Source organism: Cyclobacterium sp. SOCE241 (assembly GCF_056867545.1).
This window is the reverse complement of the sequence record NZ_CP149779.1, coordinates 2,227,557-2,251,982: the sequence shown is the minus strand read 5'-3', so window position 1 is coordinate 2,251,982 and position 24,426 is coordinate 2,227,557. Positions and strand designations below refer to the sequence as shown.

General features: G+C 39.4%; 21 protein-coding genes and 1 pseudogene. 11 read left to right on the top strand and 11 right to left on the bottom strand.

Annotated features, from left to right (window positions below; translation table 11 throughout):
- The first annotated feature begins 15 nt into the window (after window positions 1–15).
- From WG932_RS11110 to WG932_RS11085, 6 genes are all read left to right on the top strand, one after another.
- The gene (locus WG932_RS11110) at window positions 16–816 is read left to right on the top strand and encodes a RagB/SusD family nutrient uptake outer membrane protein (RefSeq protein ID WP_483087976.1); all 801 of its coding nucleotides are present in this window, start codon (window positions 16–18) and stop codon (window positions 814–816) included.
- Window positions 816–1,496 (top strand): RagB/SusD family nutrient uptake outer membrane protein, encoded by a 681-nt coding sequence (locus tag WG932_RS11105; RefSeq protein ID WP_483088623.1) that lies wholly within the window; start codon window positions 816–818, stop codon window positions 1,494–1,496. Before WG932_RS11110 ends, WG932_RS11105 begins: the two co-directional genes overlap by 1 nt.
- 93 nt (window positions 1,497–1,589) lie before the next feature.
- Complete coding sequence (locus WG932_RS11100) at window positions 1,590–3,101, top strand: sulfatase family protein (protein WP_483087975.1); 1,512 nt, start codon at window positions 1,590–1,592, stop codon at window positions 3,099–3,101.
- Between the two features lie 43 nt (window positions 3,102–3,144).
- Window positions 3,145–4,155, top strand: a complete 1,011-nt coding sequence (locus WG932_RS11095; protein WP_483087974.1) for a hypothetical protein — start codon at window positions 3,145–3,147, stop codon at window positions 4,153–4,155.
- A 42-nt stretch (window positions 4,156–4,197) separates the two neighbouring features.
- Window positions 4,198–4,371, top strand: coding sequence for a hypothetical protein (locus WG932_RS11090; RefSeq protein WP_483087973.1), 174 nt, complete (start codon window positions 4,198–4,200; stop codon window positions 4,369–4,371).
- Entirely contained in the window at window positions 4,358–5,383 is a 1,026-nt protein-coding gene (locus tag WG932_RS11085; protein ID WP_483087972.1) for a sialidase family protein, read from the top strand. The genes WG932_RS11090 and WG932_RS11085 overlap by 14 nt, the downstream gene beginning before the upstream one ends.
- 335 nt (window positions 5,384–5,718) lie before the next feature.
- On the opposite strand, the gene WG932_RS11080 is transcribed toward WG932_RS11085, so the two are convergent.
- Together WG932_RS11080 and WG932_RS11075 are read right to left on the bottom strand one after the other, a co-directional pair.
- Window positions 5,719–6,594 carry an AraC family transcriptional regulator gene (locus WG932_RS11080; RefSeq protein WP_483087971.1) on the bottom strand — a complete coding sequence of 292 codons (876 nt, stop codon included), beginning with the start codon at window positions 6,592–6,594 and terminating at the stop codon, window positions 5,719–5,721.
- A 106-nt stretch (window positions 6,595–6,700) separates the two neighbouring features.
- The gene (locus tag WG932_RS11075) at window positions 6,701–7,141 is read right to left on the bottom strand and encodes a c-type cytochrome (RefSeq protein ID WP_339677865.1); all 441 of its coding nucleotides are present in this window, start codon (window positions 7,139–7,141) and stop codon (window positions 6,701–6,703) included.
- A 226-nt stretch (window positions 7,142–7,367) separates the two neighbouring features.
- On the opposite strand from WG932_RS11075, the gene WG932_RS11070 reads away from it, so the two are divergent.
- The 5 genes from WG932_RS11070 to WG932_RS11050 all read left to right on the top strand — a co-directional run bounded on the left by WG932_RS11070 (window position 7,368) and on the right by WG932_RS11050 (window position 13,495).
- Window positions 7,368–8,555: an amidohydrolase gene (locus WG932_RS11070; RefSeq protein ID WP_483087970.1), complete on the top strand. Its 1,188-nt coding sequence runs from the start codon at window positions 7,368–7,370 to the stop codon at window positions 8,553–8,555.
- Between the two features lie 476 nt (window positions 8,556–9,031).
- Window positions 9,032–10,408, top strand: a complete 1,377-nt coding sequence (locus WG932_RS11065) for a hypothetical protein (RefSeq protein WP_483087969.1) — start codon at window positions 9,032–9,034, stop codon at window positions 10,406–10,408.
- Between the two features lie 168 nt (window positions 10,409–10,576).
- Window positions 10,577–11,827, top strand: coding sequence for a N,N-dimethylformamidase beta subunit family domain-containing protein (locus WG932_RS11060; protein WP_483087968.1), 1,251 nt, complete (start codon window positions 10,577–10,579; stop codon window positions 11,825–11,827).
- A 340-nt stretch (window positions 11,828–12,167) separates the two neighbouring features.
- Window positions 12,168–13,055 carry a hypothetical protein gene (locus tag WG932_RS11055; protein ID WP_483087967.1) on the top strand — a complete coding sequence of 296 codons (888 nt, stop codon included), beginning with the start codon at window positions 12,168–12,170 and terminating at the stop codon, window positions 13,053–13,055.
- Entirely contained in the window at window positions 12,971–13,495 is a 525-nt protein-coding gene (locus WG932_RS11050; protein ID WP_483087966.1) for a hypothetical protein, read from the top strand. The genes WG932_RS11055 and WG932_RS11050 overlap by 85 nt, the downstream gene beginning before the upstream one ends.
- A gap of 295 nt (window positions 13,496–13,790) precedes the next feature.
- On the opposite strand, the gene WG932_RS11045 is transcribed toward WG932_RS11050, so the two are convergent.
- The 9 genes and pseudogenes from WG932_RS11045 to WG932_RS11005 all read right to left on the bottom strand — a co-directional run bounded on the left by WG932_RS11045 (window position 13,791) and on the right by WG932_RS11005 (window position 24,073).
- Window positions 13,791–14,168, bottom strand: a complete 378-nt coding sequence (locus tag WG932_RS11045; protein ID WP_483087965.1) for a hypothetical protein — start codon at window positions 14,166–14,168, stop codon at window positions 13,791–13,793.
- Window positions 14,169–14,176: 8 nt separating this feature from the next.
- Window positions 14,177–15,049: a hypothetical protein gene (locus WG932_RS11040; RefSeq protein WP_483087964.1), complete on the bottom strand. Its 873-nt coding sequence runs from the start codon at window positions 15,047–15,049 to the stop codon at window positions 14,177–14,179.
- 169 nt (window positions 15,050–15,218) lie between these two features.
- Complete coding sequence (locus WG932_RS11035) at window positions 15,219–15,992, bottom strand: sugar phosphate isomerase/epimerase family protein (protein WP_483087963.1); 774 nt, start codon at window positions 15,990–15,992, stop codon at window positions 15,219–15,221.
- 204 nt (window positions 15,993–16,196) lie between these two features.
- A complete protein-coding gene (locus WG932_RS11030) occupies window positions 16,197–17,168 on the bottom strand; it encodes a DUF6807 domain-containing protein (protein WP_483087962.1) in 972 nt (323 codons plus the stop codon).
- 121 nt (window positions 17,169–17,289) lie between these two features.
- Window positions 17,290–18,632 (bottom strand): annotated as a pseudogene (locus tag WG932_RS11025) (Gfo/Idh/MocA family protein).
- Window positions 18,633–18,740: 108 nt separating this feature from the next.
- Entirely contained in the window at window positions 18,741–20,762 is a 2,022-nt protein-coding gene (locus WG932_RS11020; protein ID WP_483087961.1) for a RagB/SusD family nutrient uptake outer membrane protein, read from the bottom strand.
- Window positions 20,763–20,811: 49 nt separating this feature from the next.
- Window positions 20,812–22,506, bottom strand: a complete 1,695-nt coding sequence (locus WG932_RS11015; protein ID WP_483087960.1) for a TonB-dependent receptor domain-containing protein — start codon at window positions 22,504–22,506, stop codon at window positions 20,812–20,814.
- Window positions 22,503–22,889, bottom strand: coding sequence for a hypothetical protein (locus WG932_RS11010; RefSeq protein WP_483087959.1), 387 nt, complete (start codon window positions 22,887–22,889; stop codon window positions 22,503–22,505). Before WG932_RS11010 ends, WG932_RS11015 begins: the two co-directional genes overlap by 4 nt.
- Window positions 22,853–24,073, bottom strand: coding sequence for a carboxypeptidase-like regulatory domain-containing protein (locus WG932_RS11005; protein WP_483087958.1), 1,221 nt, complete (start codon window positions 24,071–24,073; stop codon window positions 22,853–22,855). The genes WG932_RS11010 and WG932_RS11005 overlap by 37 nt, the downstream gene beginning before the upstream one ends.
- Between the last annotated feature and the right edge of the window lie 353 nt (window positions 24,074–24,426).

Sequence of the window (24,426 nt, the reverse complement as noted above, 5' to 3'; positions counted from 1 at the left end):
TAAAATTAAGGAATCATGAAAAACTTTATTATAGCTTTTATATTAAGCCTATTTCTCTTCGGCTCCTGTTCCGATCTGCTGGATGTGTCACCTACTAGTGTGATTACCACAGCGTCATTCTGGGAAACAGAAGGGGATGCAGAGGGTGCTTTGATAGGTATGTACGTTAACCTTAGAAGTATTTCAAATTCTACCTTGTATTATTTAGGTGAAGCAAGAGCAGATGTTGTTGGTTTGGGAACTGTAGGTGATGGTGGCTGGTCCAAGTATTACCTAAATCGTTTGCACCAGGATGATGCTGGACCAACATGGCAGAGTCTATTTACACTAGTAAACAGTGCCAATCTAATCATCAAGTATGTACCTGAAATTGAATTCGCATCTGAAGATAGAAAAAACAATATCTTAGCAGAAGCCTATGCCATGCGGGCATACACTTACTTCGTTATGACTAAAACTTGGGGAGATTTGCCTTTACGGCAAGAACCGACAGAAAGTGAAAACCCCGAATTTACTCAAATTGAAAGAACCGCACAAAGCGAAATTTTCCAATTTATTAAAGGAGACATTGACCAAGCATTACAGTTATTTCCCGACAATAGTTATGCGGAAAACAAAATGTTCTGGTCCAAGCCGGCCACCAATGCATTGAAAGGAGAAGTTTACCTTTGGACTGCCAAACAAATGGGGGAGGCACTGCTGATCTTCAAACTGCCCTTACGGCATTGGAAGCAATTCAAACTACGAACGTGTCTTTGTTGGATAACTTTGAAGATGTATTTGATTATAGCAATAAAGGAAATGATGAAATCATAATGGCCGTTAGATTTGCCGAGCTCGAGTCTGCAGGGAATAATTATTTCAATGCCATGTATTTGATAGGTAGTGCCATACCAACCAATATTTCCACTGAAGCTAGAGAAACCATAGGAGCCATAGGTGGAGGAAGTAATAATATCGTGGTACCTACCGACTATGTCAAGTCCTTGTATTCAGATGCTGATCAAAGAAAGGATGCCTCTTTCTATGAAATCTTTACCATTAATGAAGACGAATCTCTAAGTTACTATACGACCATCGTAACCAAAGGTAGTGGAACAGTAATAGGGGGAAGTAGGAATTTTATCGATGATATTATATTGTTTCGATATGCTGATGTTTTATTGATGATAGCTGAGGCAAAAAATGCCCTTGGGGAAGACCCTTCTATGGAAATAAACGAAGTCAGAATGCGTGCTTATGGAGAAAATTATAATGAATTTGCTTTTACTTCCGGTACCATGGAAGAAAACGATGCAATCATTCTTGAAGAAAGGTTAAGAGAGATGGCATTTGAAGGTAAGAGATGGTGGGATTTGGTTCGTTTTGATAAAGCCATTGAAATGCTCCCTACTTTAAGTGAGAAGGAGAATGCAGAACAAAAAATTCTTTGGCCTATTGCTACAAGTGTTTTAAGTTTAGAAAACAAAGTCCTACAAAATCCAGGATACGAATAAATATTAGATTTTTATAAAATTCGCTTGAGCCCTTGTTTTGAGGGTCAAGCGAATTTTGTTCAATCATTGAGAGCATTTATAATCAGAATATTAATGAGTGTAAAACAATTGCATGTCAATTTGGTTGCAGCTGTACTATTATGCGGTGTAGCATTGGGCTGTAGTCCGAAAGGAACACAAAATGTTAAGCCAAATATTTTGTTAATAGTTTCTGAGGATAATAGTTCAGATTTGGGTAGTTATGGGAATACATTGGTGCATACTCCTAACATAGACAAACTTGCTAAAAAAGGAGTAAAATTTCTAAATGCCTATACCACTTATTCAGTATGCAGCCCTTCAAGAAGTAGTATTTTTACAGGTTTGTATCCACATCAGAACGGACAACTGGGATGGGCTACCCATCATTACGGACTATATTCAGGAATAACAGTATTGCCCAATTACCTAAAGGAAACAGGTTATAGAACAGGGGTTTTAGGGAAAATCCATGTAAATCCTGCAGAAAGGTTCGACTTTGATTATGAAGCATTGTCTGGATCTAATTTTCAAAAAGAGAGTCTAAAGGACTATGCTATAAAGGCAAAGGAATTTGTTAATCAGTCCGATACCCCATATTTTTTAATGGTTAATTTTCCGGATGCACATTTGCCTTTTCAGAATGAAGTTGAAGGTTTGCCCACTATAAAAGTAAACCGGGATAGGATCAAGGAAACACTTCCATTTGTAGGGGTAAATAATGAACGATTATTGGATGAAACCGAAGCTTATTACAATTGCATGAACCGTCTGGATGAATCCATAGGTATGTTATTGGACAGTTTGGGAGATTTATCCAATACTTGCATCATCTATTTAAGTGACCATGGAGCCCAATTCAGTAGAGGTAAATTAACCAACTATGAAGGTGGATTAAAAATACCTTTTATAATATCCTATCCAGAGGTCATTGATGAAATTGGTTCCAGCCGAGACGAACTAATATCAGTTATTGATATATTACCAACTGTATTGGATCTTTCTGATACCCCTTTAGATGTTGATTTGCCGGGTAAATCTTTGATGGACCTGTTTACTAAGGAGGATTATGAAATAAATTGGAGAACCACATTGGGTGCAGATGGGGAAGGCGCTTCGCCTGTTTTTTATTATCCACGAAGGAGTATCAGAAACAAACGATATAAACTTATACGGAATATAGATGTGGGCAGAGGAGATTTTCCGGCATTTACTGCTTATGCGAGCCCTGACTTTGGTTCAGGGGCTACGGTGGAGGAAATCGAAGGGTCAAATGAAAAAGTTCGTGATGCTTATGAAACTTGGAGAACACCTCCTGAATGGGAGCTGTATGATTTGCAGAATGATCCATGGGAGTTTGAGAATTTGGCTGGTAAACCGGAATTTGCTGAGGTTTTAATTTCCATGAAGGAAGCCCTTTACAAGTGGAGAGTAGATACCAATGATCCGTTTTTATCAAAAGATAAATTGATGAAGTTTACCTTTGAAATGGATTCAGTAAATGCCCTTTATCCGGACCACAGTTATAGGGAAGTTGATGGGTTTAAATGGAAATACTTGGACTACCTGAAAAATGAAAGTAGTTAAGATTTAAAAATTCAAACAATTGATAATTAACCCTTTATATATTATGAGAACTTGTTTTTTATTTTTATTAATGTGTGTGCTTCAGTTGACATATGGGTTTTCTGAGGAGATCATGAAGGATTCATTGGAGGTAGACAAAATTTGGGACAAGGCTCCTCACAATGCTTTTCCCGATATGATCAGGTTTAAAGGGGACTTTTATGTGGCCCTTAGAGAAGGCAATAACCATATGCCGGACAAAAGCGGGGCAGTTAGAATACTTAAATCAAAAAATGGAAAGAGTTGGAAAAGTGTAGGTTTATTGGAAGAAGAGGATAGGGATGTAAGGGAAGCAAGGCTATCTGTAACACCGCAAGGTAAAATAATGGTCATTACAGCTGTTGGGGTGTATGATGAGGGCTATACTGTCTTGTATCCAATGGTTTCTTTTTCAGATACAAAAGGAGAGAATTTCACCTCACTCAAAAGAGTGAATATGGACATGGAACCAAACCTAGATTGGATGTGGAGAGTTACCTGGCACATTAATGTGGGATATGGCATAGTCTATAGAAATTACAATGCCGAGAAAGAGGTTCATTTGCTTAAAACCACTGATGGGATAAATTTTAATCATGTTGCTCAATTGCCGATAGATGGCGGCCCCAATGAATCTACAATCAGGTTTGATGATAAAGGTAAAATGTATGTGTTGGTAAGAAGAGAGGATGATGATAAAATGGGGGTGTTGGCAAAAAGCAACTATCCTTATAAAAGCTGGACAACAAAAAAGTTAACCAAGAGACTTGGTGGTCCCAATTTTATGTTCTTAGATGATAGTTCCCTTGTGATGGGCACAAGAGATTATCGTAAAGACGGGGCTAAAACTGTAATTCACCTGACAAACCTTGAAGGAAAGATCAATAAAAGCATAGATTTACCTAGCGGTGGTGACACAAGTTATCCGGGTTTGGTGATATTTAAAAATAAGCTTTGGATAGTTTATTATTCAAGTCATGAAGAAAAAACAAGCATTTATTTAACGAAAATTCCGCTTAAAACACTGAAACAATAAGGTTATTGTTTCAATAAATAAGATTACTAATTAATAAAACACATGAAAAAACTACTGCTAATTATTACTGTTTTGATACTAAACAGCATGACAGTCCACGCATTTGACCCGGTGGATAGTACCAAGGCCATGGGGCCTGCTACCAAAATAAAAGATTTTATTATTTATCAAGACCAAAGCTATTATTCCACTTTTCCCTCGGTTGTTAAAAAATAACGGTGAATACCTGGTAGCATTTAGAAGAGCCCCGGATAGACAAGTGGTTTTTAAGGAAGAAGGGAATAGTCATGTAGATCCAAACAGTTATTTGGTAGGAGTGACTTCAAAAGATGGTGTCAATTGGACCGAAGAGCCTGAACTGATTTATTCTCATGCATTTGGAGGTTCACAGGATCCTTGCTTATTGCAATTGAAAGACGGTACCCTTTTGTGTGCCAGTTATGGATGGGCATTTTTAGAAAAGGATGGCTTGGAAAATATTAAAAAGCCCCACTTTGCCAATAAATACGGAACGGTGTTTTTGGGTGGATACCTGGTTAAATCTGTAGATGGAGGAGAAACTTGGAAAGGTCCCATTTACCCTCCTTCTATCGCTCCTGAGGTAAACCATACCCCGATGGGGAACAAAGTCCCGGCCTATAACAGAGGCGCCATGTACGAAGGAAAAAGCGGAAGAATATTTTGGATTGTTGCAGCAAGTGATACTGAGAAAAGAGGGAAAACCTCTAATTACCTTATGGTTTCCGATGATAAAGGAAATACCTGGGAACACCTAAGTACGGTTGCTGTAGATGATGAAGTAATCTTTAATGAAGCTTCCGCTTATGAAACGCCAAAAGGAGATATTGTAGCTTTTATTCGAACTGCCAAATACGATGATCAAGCAGTGATAGCCAGATCGAAAGATGGAGGCAAAACCTTTGATAAGTGGGAATCTATGGGTTTCCAGGGCCACCCCCTGCAAGCTTTGAGGTTGCCGGATAATAGGGTGTTCTTGGTTTATGGTTACCGACACAAACCATATGGTATAAGAGCAAGAATTTTAAACCCTGAATGTACCGATTTTGCCACTGCAGAAGAGATTATTATAAGAGAAGATGGAGGAAGCACAGATATTGGATACCCATGGGCGGTAAATATGGGAGATGATAAGGTATTGGTTACTTATTATTTTAATAAAGACAATAAAAACAGGCATATTGCAGGTAGCATTTTAAAAATCAACTAATTTTTAAGAAAAAAACTTTAATCCGGATTATATTACAGGCTTCAGCGCCCTGACTATTGTCAGGGCGCTGAAGCCTGTTCTGTGTTTACTGGAAGCATTGCAACCACAAGAAAATCAGTCTGGAGATTTTGGCATAGCACCCAAATGGTATAATTGGAAGCAATAAAAAATGGTTGGTTTTGAAGCGATTTCAGCACGGAATAGATTGTCTATTGCACATTTGATGTTTAAATGAAAACCTTTGAATAAATAAAAACCCTCTTCTAAGATCCATAGAAGGGGGTTTTTGATTGAATATTGCTATGAATTAGTAAATCAATTTATTGGCCCAGTCTTTAAGCGACTTCTTGAATATTAACCGTTTTTCTAAAATCAGAGGGAGTCATTTTCTTTAGTTTTTTAAATTGCCGGTTAAAATTAGCCAGGTTATTAAATCCACAGGCATAGGCCACCTCTACAATGTTCATGTCTTCTTTTGCCAAAAGTTTACAAGCATGGCCAATTCTTACCGTGTTTAAGTACTCAATAAATGTGATTCGGTATTGTTCTTTAAAGTAGTTGCAGAAGGTAGTTACTCCCATATTTGCCATAGAAGCAATTTCTGAAAGTGTGATCTCTTGATCAAAGTTATTCAGTATATGGTTTTTTATCTTGGTTAATCGGTCAGAACCTTCAGGTTCACTATCTATAAAACCCGGACTTGCCAAAAGTTGGTAGTCTTTATTTTGCGATAGGATATCAAATATTGACAATAGACTTGAAAGGCGCTGGATACCATTCATATGGATCATGGCTTTCATTAATTCAGTAATTTTTTCTTTTGTCTTTCCGGTGAATGCCATGCCTCTACTAGCTAGGCCAAGAATGTTTTTGATATTTTCCATTTCCGGGATTTGCAAAAAATCAGCACCCAAAAAATCGGCCTGAAACTGGATGACGATTGCCTCAGCTTCATGGTCTGCCTCCCCTTTGGTGTAAATGGGATCATTGACCCATACATGTGGTAAATAGGGGCCCATACAGACCAAGTCTCCGGGTTTAAAATAGCCTATATGATCTCCAACCATTCTTGTTCCGGTGCTCTTTAGTACCAGTACCAATTCATATTCTGGATGATAGTGCCAAGGGCAAGGGAAATAGGTCCCTTTTTCTTTAAATACTATAAATGATTTATCAAATTCTTGCGGTAGCCTTACTTCGATGGTTTTCATAGTCCTCTAATTAACCCTATTAATTTAGCGAATTTAGAGGCAAAAGAAAACTACTGAATGCCAAAAGGCAAAATACGTGTATAAATCTAAATATAATGGTAAGAATTTAATCTTCTTGCTCTAAAGAAAGGATAAAATACGCCATTGTTTGTGCATTTTCCATGCTGATGTGGGGATGAGGGACCATAACAGGGTTACCCCAAGATCCATAACCTCCCGAAATGATTTTTCTGGCCAACAAATCCCTATAAGCAGGTTGAATTGGATACCGTTTGGCAATATCTATAAACGCCGGTCCTTTGGACTTTTTATCAATTCGGTGACAATCATAACATCCGGCATAGGCAATTAGCACCTCACCTTTTGCCACAATTTCTTCAGGTACATGCTCATCTTTTCCTGGTATTTTTCGAATATAATCCCTATGACGTTTTTCACCCTCAGAAAGCACATCTTTTTGAACCTTCTTTTGATCACAAGCAATCATCGAAAGACCGAATATCAAAAGGCCAATGGTTAGCTTTCTGGTTGCACTAGATAGGATCATTACCAAATCTAATATAAAAAGATAAAATTGTCTTTAAATTTTTACTTAATTTTTTTGTTGCATGTCAATCTACTGATTGTTTATTTTTAAATTTGGGTATGAGGAGAATATTTAGATTAGATTTTATTTTGGCAGGTATTGCCTTTCTCTGTACGGCAAGTTCTTTGATTGCCCAGAGTAAATTGGAAAAAAAGTCAATGAAAGTGCTCAGGAAATAGAAGGGAAGGTGATCGAGTGGAGGAGAGATTTTCATGAGCATCCCGAACTGGGGAATGAAGAAGTTAGGACAGCAGGTAAAATTGCCGCCCACTTAAAAAGTTTGGGAATGGAAGTTACTGAAGGGGTAGCTGTTACAGGTGTAATTGGTATTCTAAAGGGAGGAAAACCGGGCCCCACAGTTGCTTTGAGAGCTGATATGGATGCGTTACCAGTGACTGAACGGGTGGATGTTCCTTTTAAATCTCAAGTAAAGACCACATATAATGGGCAGGAAAGTGGAGTAATGCATGCTTGTGGCCATGATTCCCATATGGCCATTCTAATGGGGGTAGCAGAAGTATTAAAAGGCATGCAAAAAGACCTCAAAGGAACAGTCAAATTTATTTTCCAACCTTCAGAGGAGGGGCTGGAAGACAAATCCATTGATACTTGGGGAGCCAAACAAATGGTAGAAGAAGGAGTGATGGAAGATGTAGATGTGATTTTTGGATTGCATATAAATTCTCAAACTCCGGCTGGTGTAATTAAATACAAACCCGGACCTGCCATGGCAGCAGTTGATGAGCTGGAAATCACAGTTAAGGGACAACAAGCCCATGGGGCTTATCCCTGGTCTTCCATAGACCCCATTGTAACTTCCTCTCAGATTGTAATGGGATTACAAACCATTGTAAGTAGAAATGTAAAAATTATTGAGATTCCTGCCATCGTAACCATAGGGGCAATCCATGGTGGAGTAAGACACAATATTATTCCCGAACAAGTAGATATGATTGGAACCATTCGTACCTATAGCCAGCCCCAACAAGAACTTATTCATCGCAGAATTAGAGAAATAGGAGAAAACATCGCAAAAAGTGCAGGGGCAGAGGCTGATATTAGCATCAATAAAATGTACCCGGTTACCTATAATGATGAAGCCTTAACCGCTAAAATGCAACCCACTTTAGAAAGAGTGGCAGGCAAAGACAATTTGTGGGTGCATGACCCTGTCACAGGAGCGGAAGATTTTAGCTTTTTTCAACTAGAAAAACCCGGGTTATTTTTCTTCTTGGGAGGAATGCCCCCAGCAGAAGATCCGGGAAAAGCCGCCTCTCACCATACCCCTGATTTTTACCTTGATGAAAGCGGATTTGTCTTAGGTGTACGGGCATTGTCACAATTGACAGTTGATTATATGGAGATGTCAAAATAATGGAAAGGTGGCGCAGCCATTAATTTCACTAAATAATCTTTATTAGGGGAATAGGTCAACTATTTCCCTTTTTTTATCTCGAACTTCCCTATAATCTGGATTTTTTAAATTGTCATAGGAGGATTTTATTTCTCAGAAATAAGGGTGTTGGAAGACTATCAATTATATCTTTAGAATAAAAATGGATCTGTTCTCAAATAAGTCGTAGACAACAAGTAACCCGATAGGATATGATGCGAATAAAGCGGTAGTGTTGCTTCTATTATTTGTTTCTATTTATATAAAATAAGGTAAAGCCATACTCCAGCCATTCAATTCTACTGACTATCCCCTAAACATTGCATTAATATAATATTGAGTCCAACAAAATAAAACGTTTTAATTTTTTGCTAAAATCTAATTATTTTAGGTAAATAATGCACTACTCAATACTTTTATCAATCTACAAAACCACAAACAACCAAAACATGATTTTAATGAACCTCGCCGATTGGAATTTTAAGTCAAAGCTCGAGAAATACCTGTGCTTATTACTCACTTTAATTTTTTTAATAGCAGGGGTAGGGAACCTTACCGCTCAAAATGAAGGGGCAGCAAAAATTTTTAAGGCTGGTGCTGCACTAAGTGTAATTACTCCAAAAATTGGTACCTCTATCAACGGGAATTTTCAAGAAGGTTTCACCCAACATATTCATGACGATACCCATGCTAGAGGCTTGGTTTTAGATGATGGGAAAACAAGAATAGCAATGGTTACTTTAGACCTATGCATGGTTTACAGAGAAACGGTAGACAATGCCAAGAAAAGAGCCGAGGAATACACGGGAATTCCTGTAGAGAATATGATGATTTCGGCCATACACACCCATTCAGGAGGTACAGCCTGTGCGGTCTTTGGCAGTACACCAGATCCGGACTATTTACTTTTTCTCGAAGAACGTGCCGCTGATGCAATTATTAGGGCCAATAATAACCTTGAACCTGCCAAAATTGGTTGGGGTGTAGGTCAGGAGCCCAGTGAGGTTTTTAACCGTCGGTGGAAATTGAAAGAAGGAAAGACATTTACCAATCCTTTCGGCGGAGAAGATAAAGTAAGAATGAACCCCGGCTTTGAAAACCCGGACCTTACAAGCCCTGCTGGGCCAATTGATCCCGAGGTGCCTATTATTTCTGTTCAATCTCTAAGCGGTGAGCCCATTGCCTTACTTGCAAATTATTCCTTGCACTATGTAGGAGGTACTAGAAGCGGGGATATTTCTGCCGATTATTTTGGGATGTTTGCCCAACGAATAGGAAAAATGATAGGTGCAGATCGCCAAAGCCCTGAATTTGTTGGGATTATGACCAATGGAACCAGCGGAGATATCAATAATATAAATTTTGGTGGGCCAGCGCCAAAACCGATGGGAAAATATGAGAAAATGGCCATCGTTGCCAATAAGGTAGCGGCAGAGGCTTATAAAGTATACCAAAGTATTACTTACCATGATTGGGTTCCCTTAGCAAGTGCACAGACAGAAGTTACGCTAGGCGTAAGAAAACCTGATGCTGCTGAACTTGAAAGAGCGAAAAAACTCATAGCGGATGCTAAGGATCCTCTTTTACTTAAAAGAGATGAATTATATGCAAGAGAAACCATTTTTCTAAATGACTATCCGGATCAAAAACAATTGATCCTTCAGGCGATACAAATTGGCGATTTGGCAATTACTGCTGTTCCATGTGAGGTTTTTGTGGAAATAGGTTTAGAAATAAAAGCCAAAAGTCCATTTAAACAAACCTTTAGTGTTTCCCTGGCCAATGGATACAATGGTTATTTACCTACCCCTCAGCACCATGAATGGGGGGTATGAGACTTGGAGGGCTCGGTCCAGTTATTTGGAAGTAGATGCTTCCAATGTAATAACTTCTGAATTATTGGGTCTATTAGACAAGTTAAAATCTTCTTCGGTCACTTCCAGGTAACCACCTGAAGTTGTTTACGAAGATTGGTATACAAAATAAACCATTAATTTCTAAAAATGGCGAAGGAAAATAAACTTAGCAGAAGGGAGGCGATAAAATTAAGTGCCGGCAGTGGATTTGCTTTGGCTTTAGGTACAACACCCGCTTTTTCCAAGCCTGCTAATAAAAAGAAAAACCTCATACTGGAAGAAAATAAAAAGGAAGGAACCATTTCCTGGCAGTTGACCAGGGTAAGGCCCGACGAAAAACAATACCGTACTGCACTTATTGAAGGGTATTGTTCCAGACAAAGTTTAATGGCGGGTGAAAGTTTGGACATCATGGTGTCAGTTGATCCGGAAGAGGATTTCCAGATTGATTTTTACCGTACAGGGTATTACAATGGAACCGGAGGCAGATGGTTGAAGAAAGTGGGTCCATTAAAAGGGAAAAAGCAGGTTACTCCTAAACCTGGTGAAATGAATATTCATGAATGTAAATGGGAGGTTTCCACTTCTATAACGATTCCTGAAGATTGGCTGAGTGGTGTTTATTTGGGTAAATTGCGCACCTTGCCAAAAAGCCCTAGTGAAGCTTATTGGGAGAGTTATATTATCTTTATTGTAAAGGATGAGCGAGAGACAGACCTTTTGTTTCAATGCTCTGACAATACTTGGCAAGCTTATAATAAATGGCCGAATAATTATTCCATTTATACCCACCCGAAGGGCACACAAGGCCCATGGGCAAAGGTTAGTTTTGATCGGCCCTATGCCCGGCAAGGGCAATATAATGCCATTGTAAATGATCCACTTTCATTTGGGTCAGGAGAGTTTATCTCCTTTGAAATGCCATTCGCCTATTTTTTGGAAAAGCATGGCTATGATGTAAGTTATTGTTCCAATGTAGATTTGTTGACCCCTGACCGAGGATTAAAAGCCAAGGCTTTCTTAAGCATAGGGCATGATGAATATTGGGACATCAGGCAATTTAGAAGTGTGGAGAAACTTAAAGAACAAGGAGTAAATTTATTGTTTTTCTCCGGCAATTCTATTTGTTGGGTGGCACCCTATACCTCAAGTGAAGCCGGCCAACCTAACCGTAGGATATTTAGAGGCGGGCCTTATGGTGCCAATAATGATTATGCAGTATTGAGGGAAAAGTTAAATGGCCCTTTTCCCGAACGAGGGCCTGACGAAGGGCTCTTAATGGGAGTAAGAAATACAGAACCTATTAATGGTGGAGGGGATTGGACAGTGATAAAACCTGACCATTGGATTTTTAAAGGTACAGGCATGAAAAAGGGGACAGTATTCCCGGGCTTATAGGTTGGGAGTATCAGGCAGATGCAGCAGACATTGAGGGATTAGAGATAGTTGCCGAAGGCACGGCCTGGCAAGGTGGGGATAACCCATGTCCCTACCAGTCAGTTGTTTATCCTGGGCCAAAAGGCAATTTTATTTTCAGTGCAGCAACTATTTTCTGGGCAATGGGTTTGAGTAGCCCTCCCGGGCATACCTTGCCTTGGTCCCATTATAGCAGGCCGCATGGTCCGGATCCCAGGGTGCAAAAGATCACCCATAACCTACTAGAAAAAGCCATAAACTCATAGGAAAGTTTTTCTTTCCATTTAATTTACCATACTATAAATATTTTAGCACATAAAACATGACATTAAAGGCAGGGAATAGAAAACATGGCCAGGTAAATCGTGTTGTCCTTTTGGGCTTTATGGCGGGAATTATGCTTTCAGGATTAATTTCCGGACATAAAGTAATCGCTCAGCAGTCGGGTTTGAAAGCCGGAATGGTAAAAGCTGAAATTACTCCTTCACAAGCCGGTTATCCTCATTATAGGGGACCGAGTACCGGTACACACGATCCATTGTATGCCAAGGCAGTGGTTTTTCAGCAAAAAGGAGAGAAAGTAGCTTTAGTGGTGGGAGATCTTTTATGGGTGGAGAGAGACTTGTCGGTTAGAGCTAGGATGCGCATTGAGAAGGAAACAGGTATACCTTTTCAGAATATTATTATTGCAGGAACTCATTCCCATACCTCTCCGGCCTATCATCCCAATATAAGGGAGCTTACCGGAAGGTTAAGACCACCATTTGACACGCAACTGGATACAGGCGAAGCCGATGACTATCCTAAGCAGCTTGAAGATGGTATCGTTAAGGCTGTGGTAAAAGCCTATGAGCAAAGAGAGGAAGTAGTACTGGAAGTGTTTGGAGAAGAAGTAAATGACCTGGCATTTAACAGACGCTTTATTATGAAAGATGGAAAGTTGATCACCAATCCAGGTAGACGCAATCCTTCCATTAGGGAAACGGAAGGACCTACAGATTCGGAATTGGCCGTGGTTATGCTACAAAGGAAAAAGACAAGCATCCAATTGGGACGGTCTCTAATTTTTCTTTACATGCCGATACCTTTGGTGGAACGGCTTTCAGTGCCGATTACCCGGGCTTTTTGGCCTATAATTTACAAAGGCATTTTCACAAAGATTTTGTATCGCTATTTGCAGCAGGAGCTTGTGGTAATATTAACCATATAGATGTTACCGGTACCAAGGAAGAAGTAAAAAGTTCTTCTGAAATAGGCGAAATTCTCTCTGCTGCAATCCTTCAAAAACCCAATAAATTTCAAAAAGTCAATGGAACAGAACTAAAGGCAATAGCTAAAGTCATTTATGTTCCCATCCAACATTTCACTCCTGAGGAATTGGAATGGGCCAATACAGAAACTGGAGCTCCACGACTTTATGAAGAAACAGCCTTTCTGGAAAGAAGAAGACGGTTAAAAATCAGGTCTCTTGAGAGAATGAGAAGAACAGAAGCAGTTCCTCCTGCAATTGGGGATCAACCATGGAGAATCCCATTGGAGGTGCAGGTGTTTCAAATTAACGAAGACCTGGCCATTGTAGGCCTTCCCGGAGAGTTGTTTGTAGATTTAGGTTTGGCTATCAAAGAGAATTCCCTTATGAAAATACAATAGTGGTTGAATTGACCCATAGCCATATTGCTTATGTCCCCACAAAGGAGGCATTTACCCGTGGAGGATATGAAACCATTAATTCAAGACTGGCCCCGGGTGGGGAGAATTGCTTGCAGAAACTGCTATTGAACTATTGAAAGAAATGAACGAGAAACCATAGAAAGTCGAATCTGAAGTTATCTACCCGGCGACTGAGCGGAATCGAAGCTATAGAGTAAAACATTTTAATACCTAAACCCTCTGCTCCGCCCAAGATCCGGTGACCTTTCATATCGCTAGTTTTCTATAATATAATTCACTGCAATTCCTTCAACCGGATCAAAAACATTTGACGAGTGCCATTCTTGTCAATTCCGGGTACTAAGATGGCATCATTGCTTCTGTTCCAACGCGGCGCAGGGTCTATACGGATGTCACCACTGTAAAGTCCTTTGTCGATTCCTTCACTTCGGGCAAAGGCACCATCACTTCTTCGGTATACAGCATAGTAGTTTTTATTGTTATCACTGTATCCATTGACGAATAGATCACCATTTGGTGAAAGGGAAATGTCTCCCTCCGGTTTGGGAAACATTTCCGGAGTTCCCAAGCTTCCTATGATTTCCTTGCTGTCAACATTGTAACGAATTTGCTCGTCTGGACCTTTCCCATCATTGTATTTGATGCCGATCAATACATTACCTAAATCCCACTCCGGATGACCACCAATATGGGTTTCATGCAGTTGAAGACCGGTACCATCTGCATGAATGGAGGCAGGTACATTGATTCTTTCCTTGCCTTGACCATTCCATCCAGCCCTAATAAAAAATAAATGCGATTGGCATCACGATTCCAGAGAGTGTGATTGATAAATAAGCCACTGTGGTCAAGTTTAGGATTGGTTTCTTTTAGTTTTTCCTCCATTTGATAGTAGGAAACCAACAGTTTCTTATTTCCGGTTTGTACATCCACGAGAAATATCCCATCATTCTCAGGAGCCAATTGGTCCTTGGACCAGTCCAGTGCCCCGGGATATCCGGTAACGAGTCTAAGTCTTGCCAAGCGGCCATAATTCAGGCCGAGCCAAGCTGAACCATCAGCTGCGACACCACCATTCCCGATTGGGCTGTCTTCATAACGGTATTCCTTAACTCGTTTTCTTTGATTGATATCATACAGTACTGTAAATACTTTTCCTGTAGTAAGGTCGCGGTCATTAAAGAAAAACTGGTTTTCGGGTGCTAAAGGGTTCCAATAAAACATAGTGCCCTGCTGAGGATTCCATGCGTGAGATTTGTCCAGCCGGATTAGCTTGTTTTTATTCTGGGTGTCGATAAGAATTACAGTAGCAGACTCTTCAGGAAGAGGCATCCTGTCTATGGTTTCAATTTCAAGACCTAATATATATCTTCCTGATTCATTCCAAGGGATGGTTTGACATTGGCCTATATAACCAAAAAAATGATGCTTTTTGCCTTTAGTTAGCTGTTCAATGCTCAACTCAAAAGGGTCTGATTGAGCCGGGCTAGGTAAATAGGACGCCAAGTAAAAGGCAATAAATAAAGAATACAAAAGGCCTTTTTCTGAAAAAAGGATCCTTCTATATTCTTTAGGATATTGATTAAATAATTCATGAAATGAATGGAGAGTTGTTTTGGGTAAACACTTTATTGTCTTTTAAATATAAACAATAATTGTTAACCTTTTAACCTACAAACCTTTCAAATCTTCGTATTGTTTATTACTTGGCATTGGCCAACATGGTATTGAATATTTCCAGTTGTTCTTTCATGGCAGCTACCTTATCTGCAGGGGATGTGCGTGCTTCCAATAGAATCCAACCTTTATAATTCATGTCTGAAAACAACTTCATCAACTCTTGGTAAGGGTAATTCCCCTCATTTAACTCACGGATATGAACCGTGTCACCAAACCATTTTTTAACTGAGTTGAAGTTGGCTTCCAATCCCGGGGCCATTAAATCTTGGTCGTTAGAATTCCAGCAAACCTTCACACTTTTTTCAGTTATCTGATCAAATATAGCTTTCATATTGGGCAGTTGCTGGGTTAATTTCCCATGAACTTCCACCCGAACCAATTGTCCCAGGTCACTGGCTGTTTTTCCTACTTCGTTAAGGGATTGGGCTATTTGCGCAATGGTTTTCTCTTTGGAAACCTCTGCAGGCAATCCGTTAGGCTTTACCTTGATTCCGCTGGCACCAATGTCTTTACATAGTTGAAGATAATTTTTTGTCCCTTCGATGTTTTCTCTGACTTGAGCTTGGTCAGTATAGTGATAAGCATAGTTTGAACCATAGCCTAAACATTTTACAGGACTGTCTTTAAAGCGCTTTTTTACTTCCTTTCTTTCTTGAGCAGAAAGGCTTGTTTCTACGCCATGTGCATGTTCGGTACGTAATTCCACACCTAATAACCCGGCTTCTTCACAATTAGCCAGTAGGGTAGGGAGATCCCAGTCTTTTCCCCATTGATAGGTTACCAGGCCAAGATTCATTTTGGGTTTTTTGGCAAATACTGCAGCAGGTTCTAAAAAGGAGAGTCCTATACCTGCAGCAAGGCTTTTTGAATAAAGCTACGCCTTGATTGATTATTTTCCATTGGGATTATTCAATTATTAATGGTTTTTTGAATTACTTTTTAGCGTATTCATCTGCCAAAGCATTGATTTCACTTTCGCTAAGGTGGCCTGAAGTAACTATCAAACGGTATTTGAAAGTAGCTTTTTCTCCTTTTTTAGGGAGTAGTTCAATTCATCCTTGCCATCAGAAAGTGCTTTTTGACCCAGGGTATTGGCTGAAAACAAACCATAGTCTCTGGCATGCCAGTAGGTAGGATAACCGGGGTTTTTTGGGTGATCGATGATGATAAGTGAAACATCTTCACCTTTAACTTCACTGGATAATTCCATCCACCTTGCTCGGGTTCCCCAAACATCCCCTCCTGTAATTCCTTCAGAACTTTTATAGTCGCCTTTCACGTAAGTATTGTCCATTTTGTCTACTTTGGTTGCAACTCCATGGGAATCCATTAAGGTAGTAGGTTTTTCTGAGGGTAATTCAAGCTCTCGGGCAACCCTTATGGCAAACATACCTTCTTTATTATCTGTAAATTTAACCTCATCTACCAGCGCTTTTAATGTGGTGGTTCGGTCAATGATTCGAATATCTTTACCTGCAGTGAAGGTGAAAGTGGTTTTTTCTTCCAATAAAGAAGTGTTGTCCGGAGCGTTCCAAAGTGAGTTGGTTACCAAGGTGGCTTTACCATTTCCACCTTTTGCTTTTTTAATAGACTGGTGGGCAATTGCACCATAGCCATCTTTTTTTGAAGCAGGAATTGCTTCTGAATTGTTCCAGAAATCAAGTCCGTTCACATCTCCGTAATTCAACCAGATACCTACGTGATGAGGATGATCGGTTCTGTCCCCTTCTTTATTAATCATAGGATAACTTCTGGTTAGCATATTTCCGTCCGGAGAAATTACCGGCCAAAGAACGGGTTTCATCACATTGTCCGGGTAGATATATGAGGTGAAAAGCTTACCGTCCACTATTACATCTACTTTCTTCTCTGATTCGTTTACTTCAATTTCAATGGGTTCTTTGTCTTGTTGACCGAAGCTAAGAAAATTGCTACTCATCGCCATTATTGTTACTAATGCTATGTATTTCATTTGATAACTTTGTTTATATCTGAAATATTATTTTTATTCCCTTTACAAGAAAAACCTGTCAGGATAATTTTTCCTGGCAGGTTTTTCAAAAAAGGCAATCAATATTTTAATTTATGATTGTTTAAACCTTGTCTGGAACTTCAAAACCTGGTCTGTAATTACGTGTAAGCATGGCATCTGCTTCCGGATCATTGACAAAAGTCTCAGATTTTGGATTGAACGTCAATACACGATCCAATTGGTAAGCTATATTTCCTAAGTGAGCCAACCCTGAAGACAGGTGAGCTGTTTCTACAGGGCCGTTTAGGATGGAAGCATCATGCTTACGAACTGCCTCAATAAAATTAGCAAAGTGACCGTCAGTTCCACCGGCTCCACGATCCATTTCTGAACCTGATTTTCCGCCATCGCTGCCTGATTTTCCAGGTGTTCTGTCTTTTCCAAGGAATGTTTGGTATTTATCGTATCCATCAACTACCAAATAACCTTTGTCACCATAGAAAATATTACCTACAGTAGCTCCATCTTCAGCATTGGTACACCATGGTCTTACTTCAAACTGAATGATTTTGTTCTCATCAGGATATTTGTACACAGATGTCAATACTTCCGGTACTGTTTTGGCATCATCCCATAGGAATTTCCCTCCCATGGAAGTGATTTTAGTAGGTAGTCCTACATCCAATCCCCACATACACAGATCCGTTTCGTGGATTCCTTGGTTACCAACATCTCCATTGCCATAATCAAAATTCCAGTGCCAGTTGTAGTGCACAAGGTTTTCTGTAAATGGAGTTTTTGGAGCCGGTCCTGTCCATAAATCATAATCCAATCCTTCTGGTACAGGAGAAAATCCTTTGTCACCAATGCTCGGTCTCCATCTAAAAACTAGACCCCTGGCCATGTAAACATTGCCAATATAGCCATCACGGATCAGTTGAATGGCTTCCTGAACTGCAGGAGAACTTCGAAGTTGCACACCATGTTGTACGATACGATCGTATTTATGGGCTGCTTCTACCATTTTTCTACCTTCCCAAATATTATGAGACCCGGGTTTCTCCACATATACATCTTTCCCTGCTTGACAAGCCCAGATAGTAGTCAGTGCATGCCAGTGATTTGGGGAGGCAATACTGATAACATCAATGTCTTTGTCATCCATTACCCTGCGCAGATCCTGTTCAAGAACTACATCTGCATTGTATTTTTCTTTAAAGCTTTTTGACGTTCCTTAAGAATATTCATGTCAGGATCACAAAACGTCTTGATTTGAACATTTTTTTGTGACATAAAGCCTTGGATGTGGCTTTTACCTCGACCATTTAATCCTAAAACTGCTGCATTGATTCTATCATTGGCTCCAAATACACTGGATGGTACAATGGTAGGTGCTATAAGAGCAGCTGAACCGGCTACGGCTGATTTCTTAATAAAGGATCTTCTTGATGATTCCTTATTCATATTAATTTTTGGTTAATTATTGAAGTTATAACTATATCGACCCTTTAAATTAATAAATTCCCTGATGAAATGATGACATCAGGGGAATTAATTGATTAAAGGTAACTTTTATTCACCAATGGCTCTCATAGGGTCCTCATTGGGAGCTCCTGCAGGTTGCACCACATGAACCAATGGTTCAATATTTTCTTCTGCACCATTGTAACCGGTAGTTTGGTTTAAGGTTGCATCCACATTACCTACAAGGTATGGCTGATAAACAGGCCAGTACACATGCATAGGGTCCATGGTGTATTTCGTTGTGTTATAAGTAGCCCACGGCACTTCGTCTCTGAAGAAAGTGTTTTTTTCCATCATTCTGTCATAGTAGAAACTATCTGCTGAAATGGATTTTTCTATATCCGAACCTGAGATAGAGTAGGTCTTGCCATTGTAGGCCATTTTACCACTCTTGGCGAAAATAACTGAAATACGAACCAACTCATCGTGACGGTATTCTTCACCAAACAATTCCCTGTTTCTTTCATCCAGTACAGCACCAATTCCGTCTGTCTGAACATCAGCAACCGTATACATGTCGATTGCATTGGCTCTTTGGCGAATGGTGTTGATGTCTTCAGTTGCTCCGGCAAAATCGTCTTGCCATAAACGTGCTTCAGCCCTTACCAAATAAGCTTCAGCGATTCTCATGATGTACATGTCCATTTTACCTCCATCTTGACGATCAGGTCTATCTTGTTGGTTTACAGAGTAAAACTTATATCTTGGGTAACCATACCAACACCTGATGGTATCTTGGCAAGTTAGGTTCCCATTGTCATCATAAAGTCGAAGTGGTTCTAGGTAATATTCGCTTCCATCTTCTAATAGAGAAGGGTTGTCGTACAAAACGTCCTCCATTTCAAACCAGTTGAGGTCCTTGTGACGGTAATCTTGTTCGTCAATTTTGCCTTTGAAATTCCAGATATCATATTGTGAATAATTGGTAGGTCTGGCAAATCCTTGACCTCTTCCCCATTTTTTCATCATACGACCTCTTTCATCACTGGTAGATTGCTGCACATCAGTTCCTGTTCTGGTGGTACCGGGTTCCCAAACTCCAAGATTTGTACTCACAAAGTTTGGACCCCAGGCCCTGATTCTTGCCGACCTTCCTTGTGTACCCAATACAAAAGGCTCATTGACAACCAACCAAATCCCTTCAGGATTACTGGTTTTTTGTGCTCCCTTGTCCATGTGTAAATAATTGACAGCATCTGCAGGAGCATAGCCACTTCTACCTGGTAAAGGATTTCCTGTATTTGGGTTGACTGTATTGGCCACTTCTACTTCCGAAACATCAGATGGAATCATGTCGTCTGTGAAAAGTTGTGATTCACCGCCATTGATAACATCATCCATTAATTGTTCTGCATCGGCAAAACGTAAGTTGAGCATATAGTATTTAGCCAAAAGGATACGTACTGCATCTTTAGGCGCTTGTCCCACAGGTAATTGACTTTTTGGTTTCACATGCTGTACTGCATATTCCAAATCCACAATCATTTGGTCCCATATCCCCTGCATATTAAAGGCTTTAAAATCTCTTCTTGCTTCGGATACTACATTTAATGGAAAAGCAACATTTCCAAAATCCATGGTCAATTGCATATAAAAGAATGCCCTAAGGAAATAGGCTGAACCTAATAAATGATTTCTTTCAGGATCATTTGCACCACCTTCCCACTCAGGAATATCTATATAATCAATTACTGTATTTGCTTTCTTGATATGATCATAATTGTCTGCATAAAATGACCTTGCTCTACCGGCATCATTGTTTCTACTGTTGGTAGGCGTAGCGTATACACGTAAATCTACAAATGCATCCGGCTTATCTGTGGCAGATACCACTGAGGCATCACTCATATTGCTGTTGAACATTAGTTCCCTTGTGTCTCCATTCCATTGTGTAAAAACCCCACGATAAGCAGCGTCCAATGCTGTTTGTAAACCTGAAGCGTCAACAAATGTGTTTTCAGGACTTAGGAATGATAGAGGTTTTTCATCCAAGAAGTCTTCGTTACATGAGAACGAAAATATCAAGAATACAGGAAGAATTATTCCTTTTAATATATTTATCTTTTTCATTTCTTTCTTTTTTAAAATTGTGTTTCTAAAACTATAAGTGTACTTAGTTTTAGAAAGTTACATCCAAACTAAATGAATAAGTTCTTGGCATTTCTCTGGCAGATTCAGGATCACCTAACTCCTTAATCCAAGGCGTGAAAACTGCTACGTTTTCAATGTTAACTGCTAGTCTTACCCTATTAGCTTTCACTTTTTCCAAAATATTTTGAGGCAAGCTATAGCCCACGGAAATATTTTGAAGCCTTACATAGGATTTACTCAACCAAGCACTACCACCACCTAAATTTATGGAATTGATTCGGGCAAAGTCATTTTGTCCGTTAATTGGAGTCCAATAAGGGATGTCATACCAGTTGTGGTTTTTGATGTATTGTTGGGAATTGTTAAAAGGTTCAGAGGTTCCTCCTTTATATCCTAGTCTGGCAAGGAATATTACACCTAAATCAAAACCCTTGTACTCCATGTCATTTCTTAGGGTGATGTACCAAGGGTTGTTGGTTAGGCCAAGGAATACCTTGTCATCAATATCGATGTCACCATCACCATCCTGATCAACAAACCTGAAGTCTCCGGGGAAAAGGCCATACTGAGCTGCCTCTGCTTCTTCTCCCAATTGGTAAACTCCATCTAGTTCCCAATCCCAAATGATATCTTTATTTTCACCGATAAACCATCCGTTTTGCAAATCGTCGGCTTCTTTCATTACCGTATTTCCTTCACTATCGGTAGTCTCCGTTGGTGCATTTCCTAAAGTTGTGATTTTATTCACTCGATAGGTAACGTTAAATGCAGTAGTCCAAACAAAATTGGCAGTGGATACATTGATGGAATTTAATCCCAAATCAAAGCCTCTGTTTTGTAAATTCCCTACATTTGTTTTAACTGAACCAAAGCCGGTCAATTCTGGTAATTTTTGATCCAATAACAAATCTCTTGTTTCTGATTGATACGCATCAAATGAACCGCTTAATCTATCATTGAAAAGACCAAAATCTATACCTACGTTAAAAGAACCGGTTCTCTCCCAAGAAAGCATAGGGTTAGCTATTCGAGTGATTTCTGTATATGGGGTAGGAATATATCCACCATCATAATTCAAAAACACACCATTACTTAATCTTGCATAAGCATTGTAATCTTCCAATCCACTACTGTTGCCATTCACACCATAACTTAACCTTAATTTCAAGTAGTTAAGTGTTCTGCTCTGCATAAAATCTTCATTACTGATGGTCCATGCGGCAGATACTGAAGGGAAATTACCATAGATATTTTGCAAACCAAATCTAGAGTAACCGTCCCTTCTGATGGATGCAGAGAAGTTGTATTTGTCACTATAGGCATAATTAACCCTACCCATTAAACCAGTTCTGGAATTTGTTTCGTCATATGAAGACATGGTTGGATTAAGACCAAGTTGTACTGCGTGATAACCAAGTGCAGATGTTGGTGAGAAATTATTCGTCATTGCTCTTGTTTCCCATCTTTGGTTCCTTTCTGCATTATACAAGCCTGTAAAGTTGATCCTGTGTTCCCCAAAAGACTTGTTCCAGTTTAAGGTGGTGTTGGACTGCCAAGAAAAGTAATCATTGTACCTTCTTTCTGCTTTATCTACAGCTTCTTGAGGGTTTCCTTTTTCATCCAAATCAAATCTTTTATATACATCAAATCGAGGAGTGTAATCTGTTCTTAAAGTAAAGTTTCCCGGTAAGTTAACTGAAGCATACAAAGTAGGATTGATCATAAACCTAGAATAACTTCTTGTATTCCAAGAGGGGTTTGATAAGGATTACTAATGTTAGACCCAGCTGCCTGATCATTCAAGTTTTCTCTTGTTCTAGGCAGGCCATTTTTCCAAGGCTGATCATATGGTGAGTATACCCTGTAACTACCACTTTCTACTGGTTCTTGTCCTTCATTTTGGTAAGTAAAAGAAGCGTTTGCTCCAATGGTGAAAAACTCTGCCAAGTTGACATCCAAATTCAATCGGGAAGTGATGGTTTCAAATGATTCACCTATTTGAACGGACTCTCTGTTGCTATACCCCAAAGAGTAAAAATAAGACACCCTTTCATTTCTTCCGGAAACACTTACATCATAATCTTGTCTGACGCCTGTGTGAAACAAGAAGTCTTGCCAATCGTAAGAAACACCATTCTGGTAATTCTCAATTTCATTTTCCAAAAACCAAAATTATTTACCCTAGCAAGATTGATTGCATTTGGGTCTGTCTCACCGGGGATACCATTAGCTGCCAACCAATCATCTTGGTATTGGGCATCAATGCTGTAATAATCCCTAAACCTGGTCCAAGGCTCGGTAATGGTATTGGTAATCGACTCATTCATATCTGTCAACCAATTCAATACGTCATCTCCTCCTTTATGGGTTTGCTGTCTTCTTGCTCCGGTTACCAGTCCAATTCTAGAACTAAAAGAAATTTGTGGTTTGCCATATTCACCTCTTTTGGTAGTGAAAATAACAACGCCATTGGTTGCTTGGGAACCATATACGGCGGCCGCACTTGCATCTTTCAAAACATCCACACTTTCAATGGTGTTTGGATTGATCTCTGCAAGGTCGCCACGGAAAATTACTCCATCTAATACAATAAGTGGTTGGTTAGCCGCTCTTTCTTCTTCCTTGTCACCATCTCCATCCAAATCGGCTTTAATTGAAGCGTCTCCTCGCACATTGAAACTAGGAATATTTTTTGCACTAGTAGAGTAACCCACACTCAAACCCGGTACTGTTGTTCTTAAGATTTCAGAAACTGAGGTAGGTTTGTATTTCATTACCTCTTCGGCCTGCACGTTGATTACAGCTCCGGTAAGGTCTTTCTTCTTTTGCGTACCATAACCAATAACAACCACTTCATCCAAGGCTTGGGTACTCATGGTAAGCGTTACATCTATGGTAGATTGATTGCCAACTTCTACAGTTTGGCTTTCAAAACCAATAAATGAAATAACAATAGATGAATTGTCCGGTACGGTGAGGGTGTATTTACCGTCTAGATCGGTTGCGGTGCCTATGGAGGTTCCCGGAACAGAGACAGTGGCACCAGGAATCGGCTGGCCATTGTTGTCTAATACGGTACCTGATATCGTAACATCAAACAAGTCTGCTATTTTCGTTTTACCTACTTTGGAAATAGAGGCAGTCGATAATGCGTTTTGTTCGATGTTTTTTAAGTTGTTGTCCAAACTTGTTTGCTGAGCCATTAAGCTCCCTGAAAACAAGCAGAACGATAAAGTCGCTAGTGATGATATCGGTTTCACCACTAGTCGCATGAGTAGTTTTCTTTTCATAATGGATTATTGTTAATTGTTTTAGATTCAAATGGGAATCCTTACTTATATTTGGGTTTTGGGCAATTTTATTTATTTCATTGGCAAATAGTTTGGTGATGAACGGTTAAATATTTATTTGAAAGAACGGTTAAATGTTTTGTTTAGAGTAATTATTGATATAAAAAACAAATATTATATTGTATATAATGCATTTAACATTGAAAAAGACAGGTTTAACGTTTATTTTTACCTTTTTATTGTCTTTTTCATTATTGCATATTAAAAATTTTTTCTCTTAAAAAAAATATAACTTAAAATTTATCTCAATGCCTTTAAAACCGCGTTTTTTAGAGTTGGATGGATAAAAATAA

Coding starts and splice junctions, on each gene's coding strand:
- WG932_RS11055 (WP_483087967.1), top strand. CDS start 12,168: ATGACATTAAAGGCAGGGAATAGAAAACATGGCCAGGTAAATCGTGTT.
- WG932_RS11005 (WP_483087958.1), bottom strand. CDS start 24,073: ATGAAAAGAAAACTACTCATGCGACTAGTGGTGAAACCGATATCATCA.
- WG932_RS11065 (WP_483087969.1), top strand. CDS start 9,032: ATGAACCTCGCCGATTGGAATTTTAAGTCAAAGCTCGAGAAATACCTG.
- WG932_RS11020 (WP_483087961.1), bottom strand. CDS start 20,762: ATGAAAAAGATAAATATATTAAAAGGAATAATTCTTCCTGTATTCTTG.
- WG932_RS11030 (WP_483087962.1), bottom strand. CDS start 17,168: ATGAAATACATAGCATTAGTAACAATAATGGCGATGAGTAGCAATTTT.
- WG932_RS11100 (WP_483087975.1), top strand. CDS start 1,590: ATGAGTGTAAAACAATTGCATGTCAATTTGGTTGCAGCTGTACTATTA.
- WG932_RS11035 (WP_483087963.1), bottom strand. CDS start 15,992: ATGAATCTTGGCCTGGTAACCTATCAATGGGGAAAAGACTGGGATCTC.
- WG932_RS11080 (WP_483087971.1), bottom strand. CDS start 6,594: ATGAAAACCATCGAAGTAAGGCTACCGCAAGAATTTGATAAATCATTT.
- WG932_RS11075 (WP_339677865.1), bottom strand. CDS start 7,141: ATGATCCTATCTAGTGCAACCAGAAAGCTAACCATTGGCCTTTTGATA.
- WG932_RS11110 (WP_483087976.1), top strand. CDS start 16: ATGAAAAACTTTATTATAGCTTTTATATTAAGCCTATTTCTCTTCGGC.
- WG932_RS11105 (WP_483088623.1), top strand. CDS start 816: ATGGCCGTTAGATTTGCCGAGCTCGAGTCTGCAGGGAATAATTATTTC.
- WG932_RS11095 (WP_483087974.1), top strand. CDS start 3,145: ATGAGAACTTGTTTTTTATTTTTATTAATGTGTGTGCTTCAGTTGACA.
- WG932_RS11060 (WP_483087968.1), top strand. CDS start 10,577: ATGGCGAAGGAAAATAAACTTAGCAGAAGGGAGGCGATAAAATTAAGT.
- WG932_RS11015 (WP_483087960.1), bottom strand. CDS start 22,506: ATGATCAATCCTACTTTGTATGCTTCAGTTAACTTACCGGGAAACTTT.
- WG932_RS11090 (WP_483087973.1), top strand. CDS start 4,198: ATGAAAAAACTACTGCTAATTATTACTGTTTTGATACTAAACAGCATG.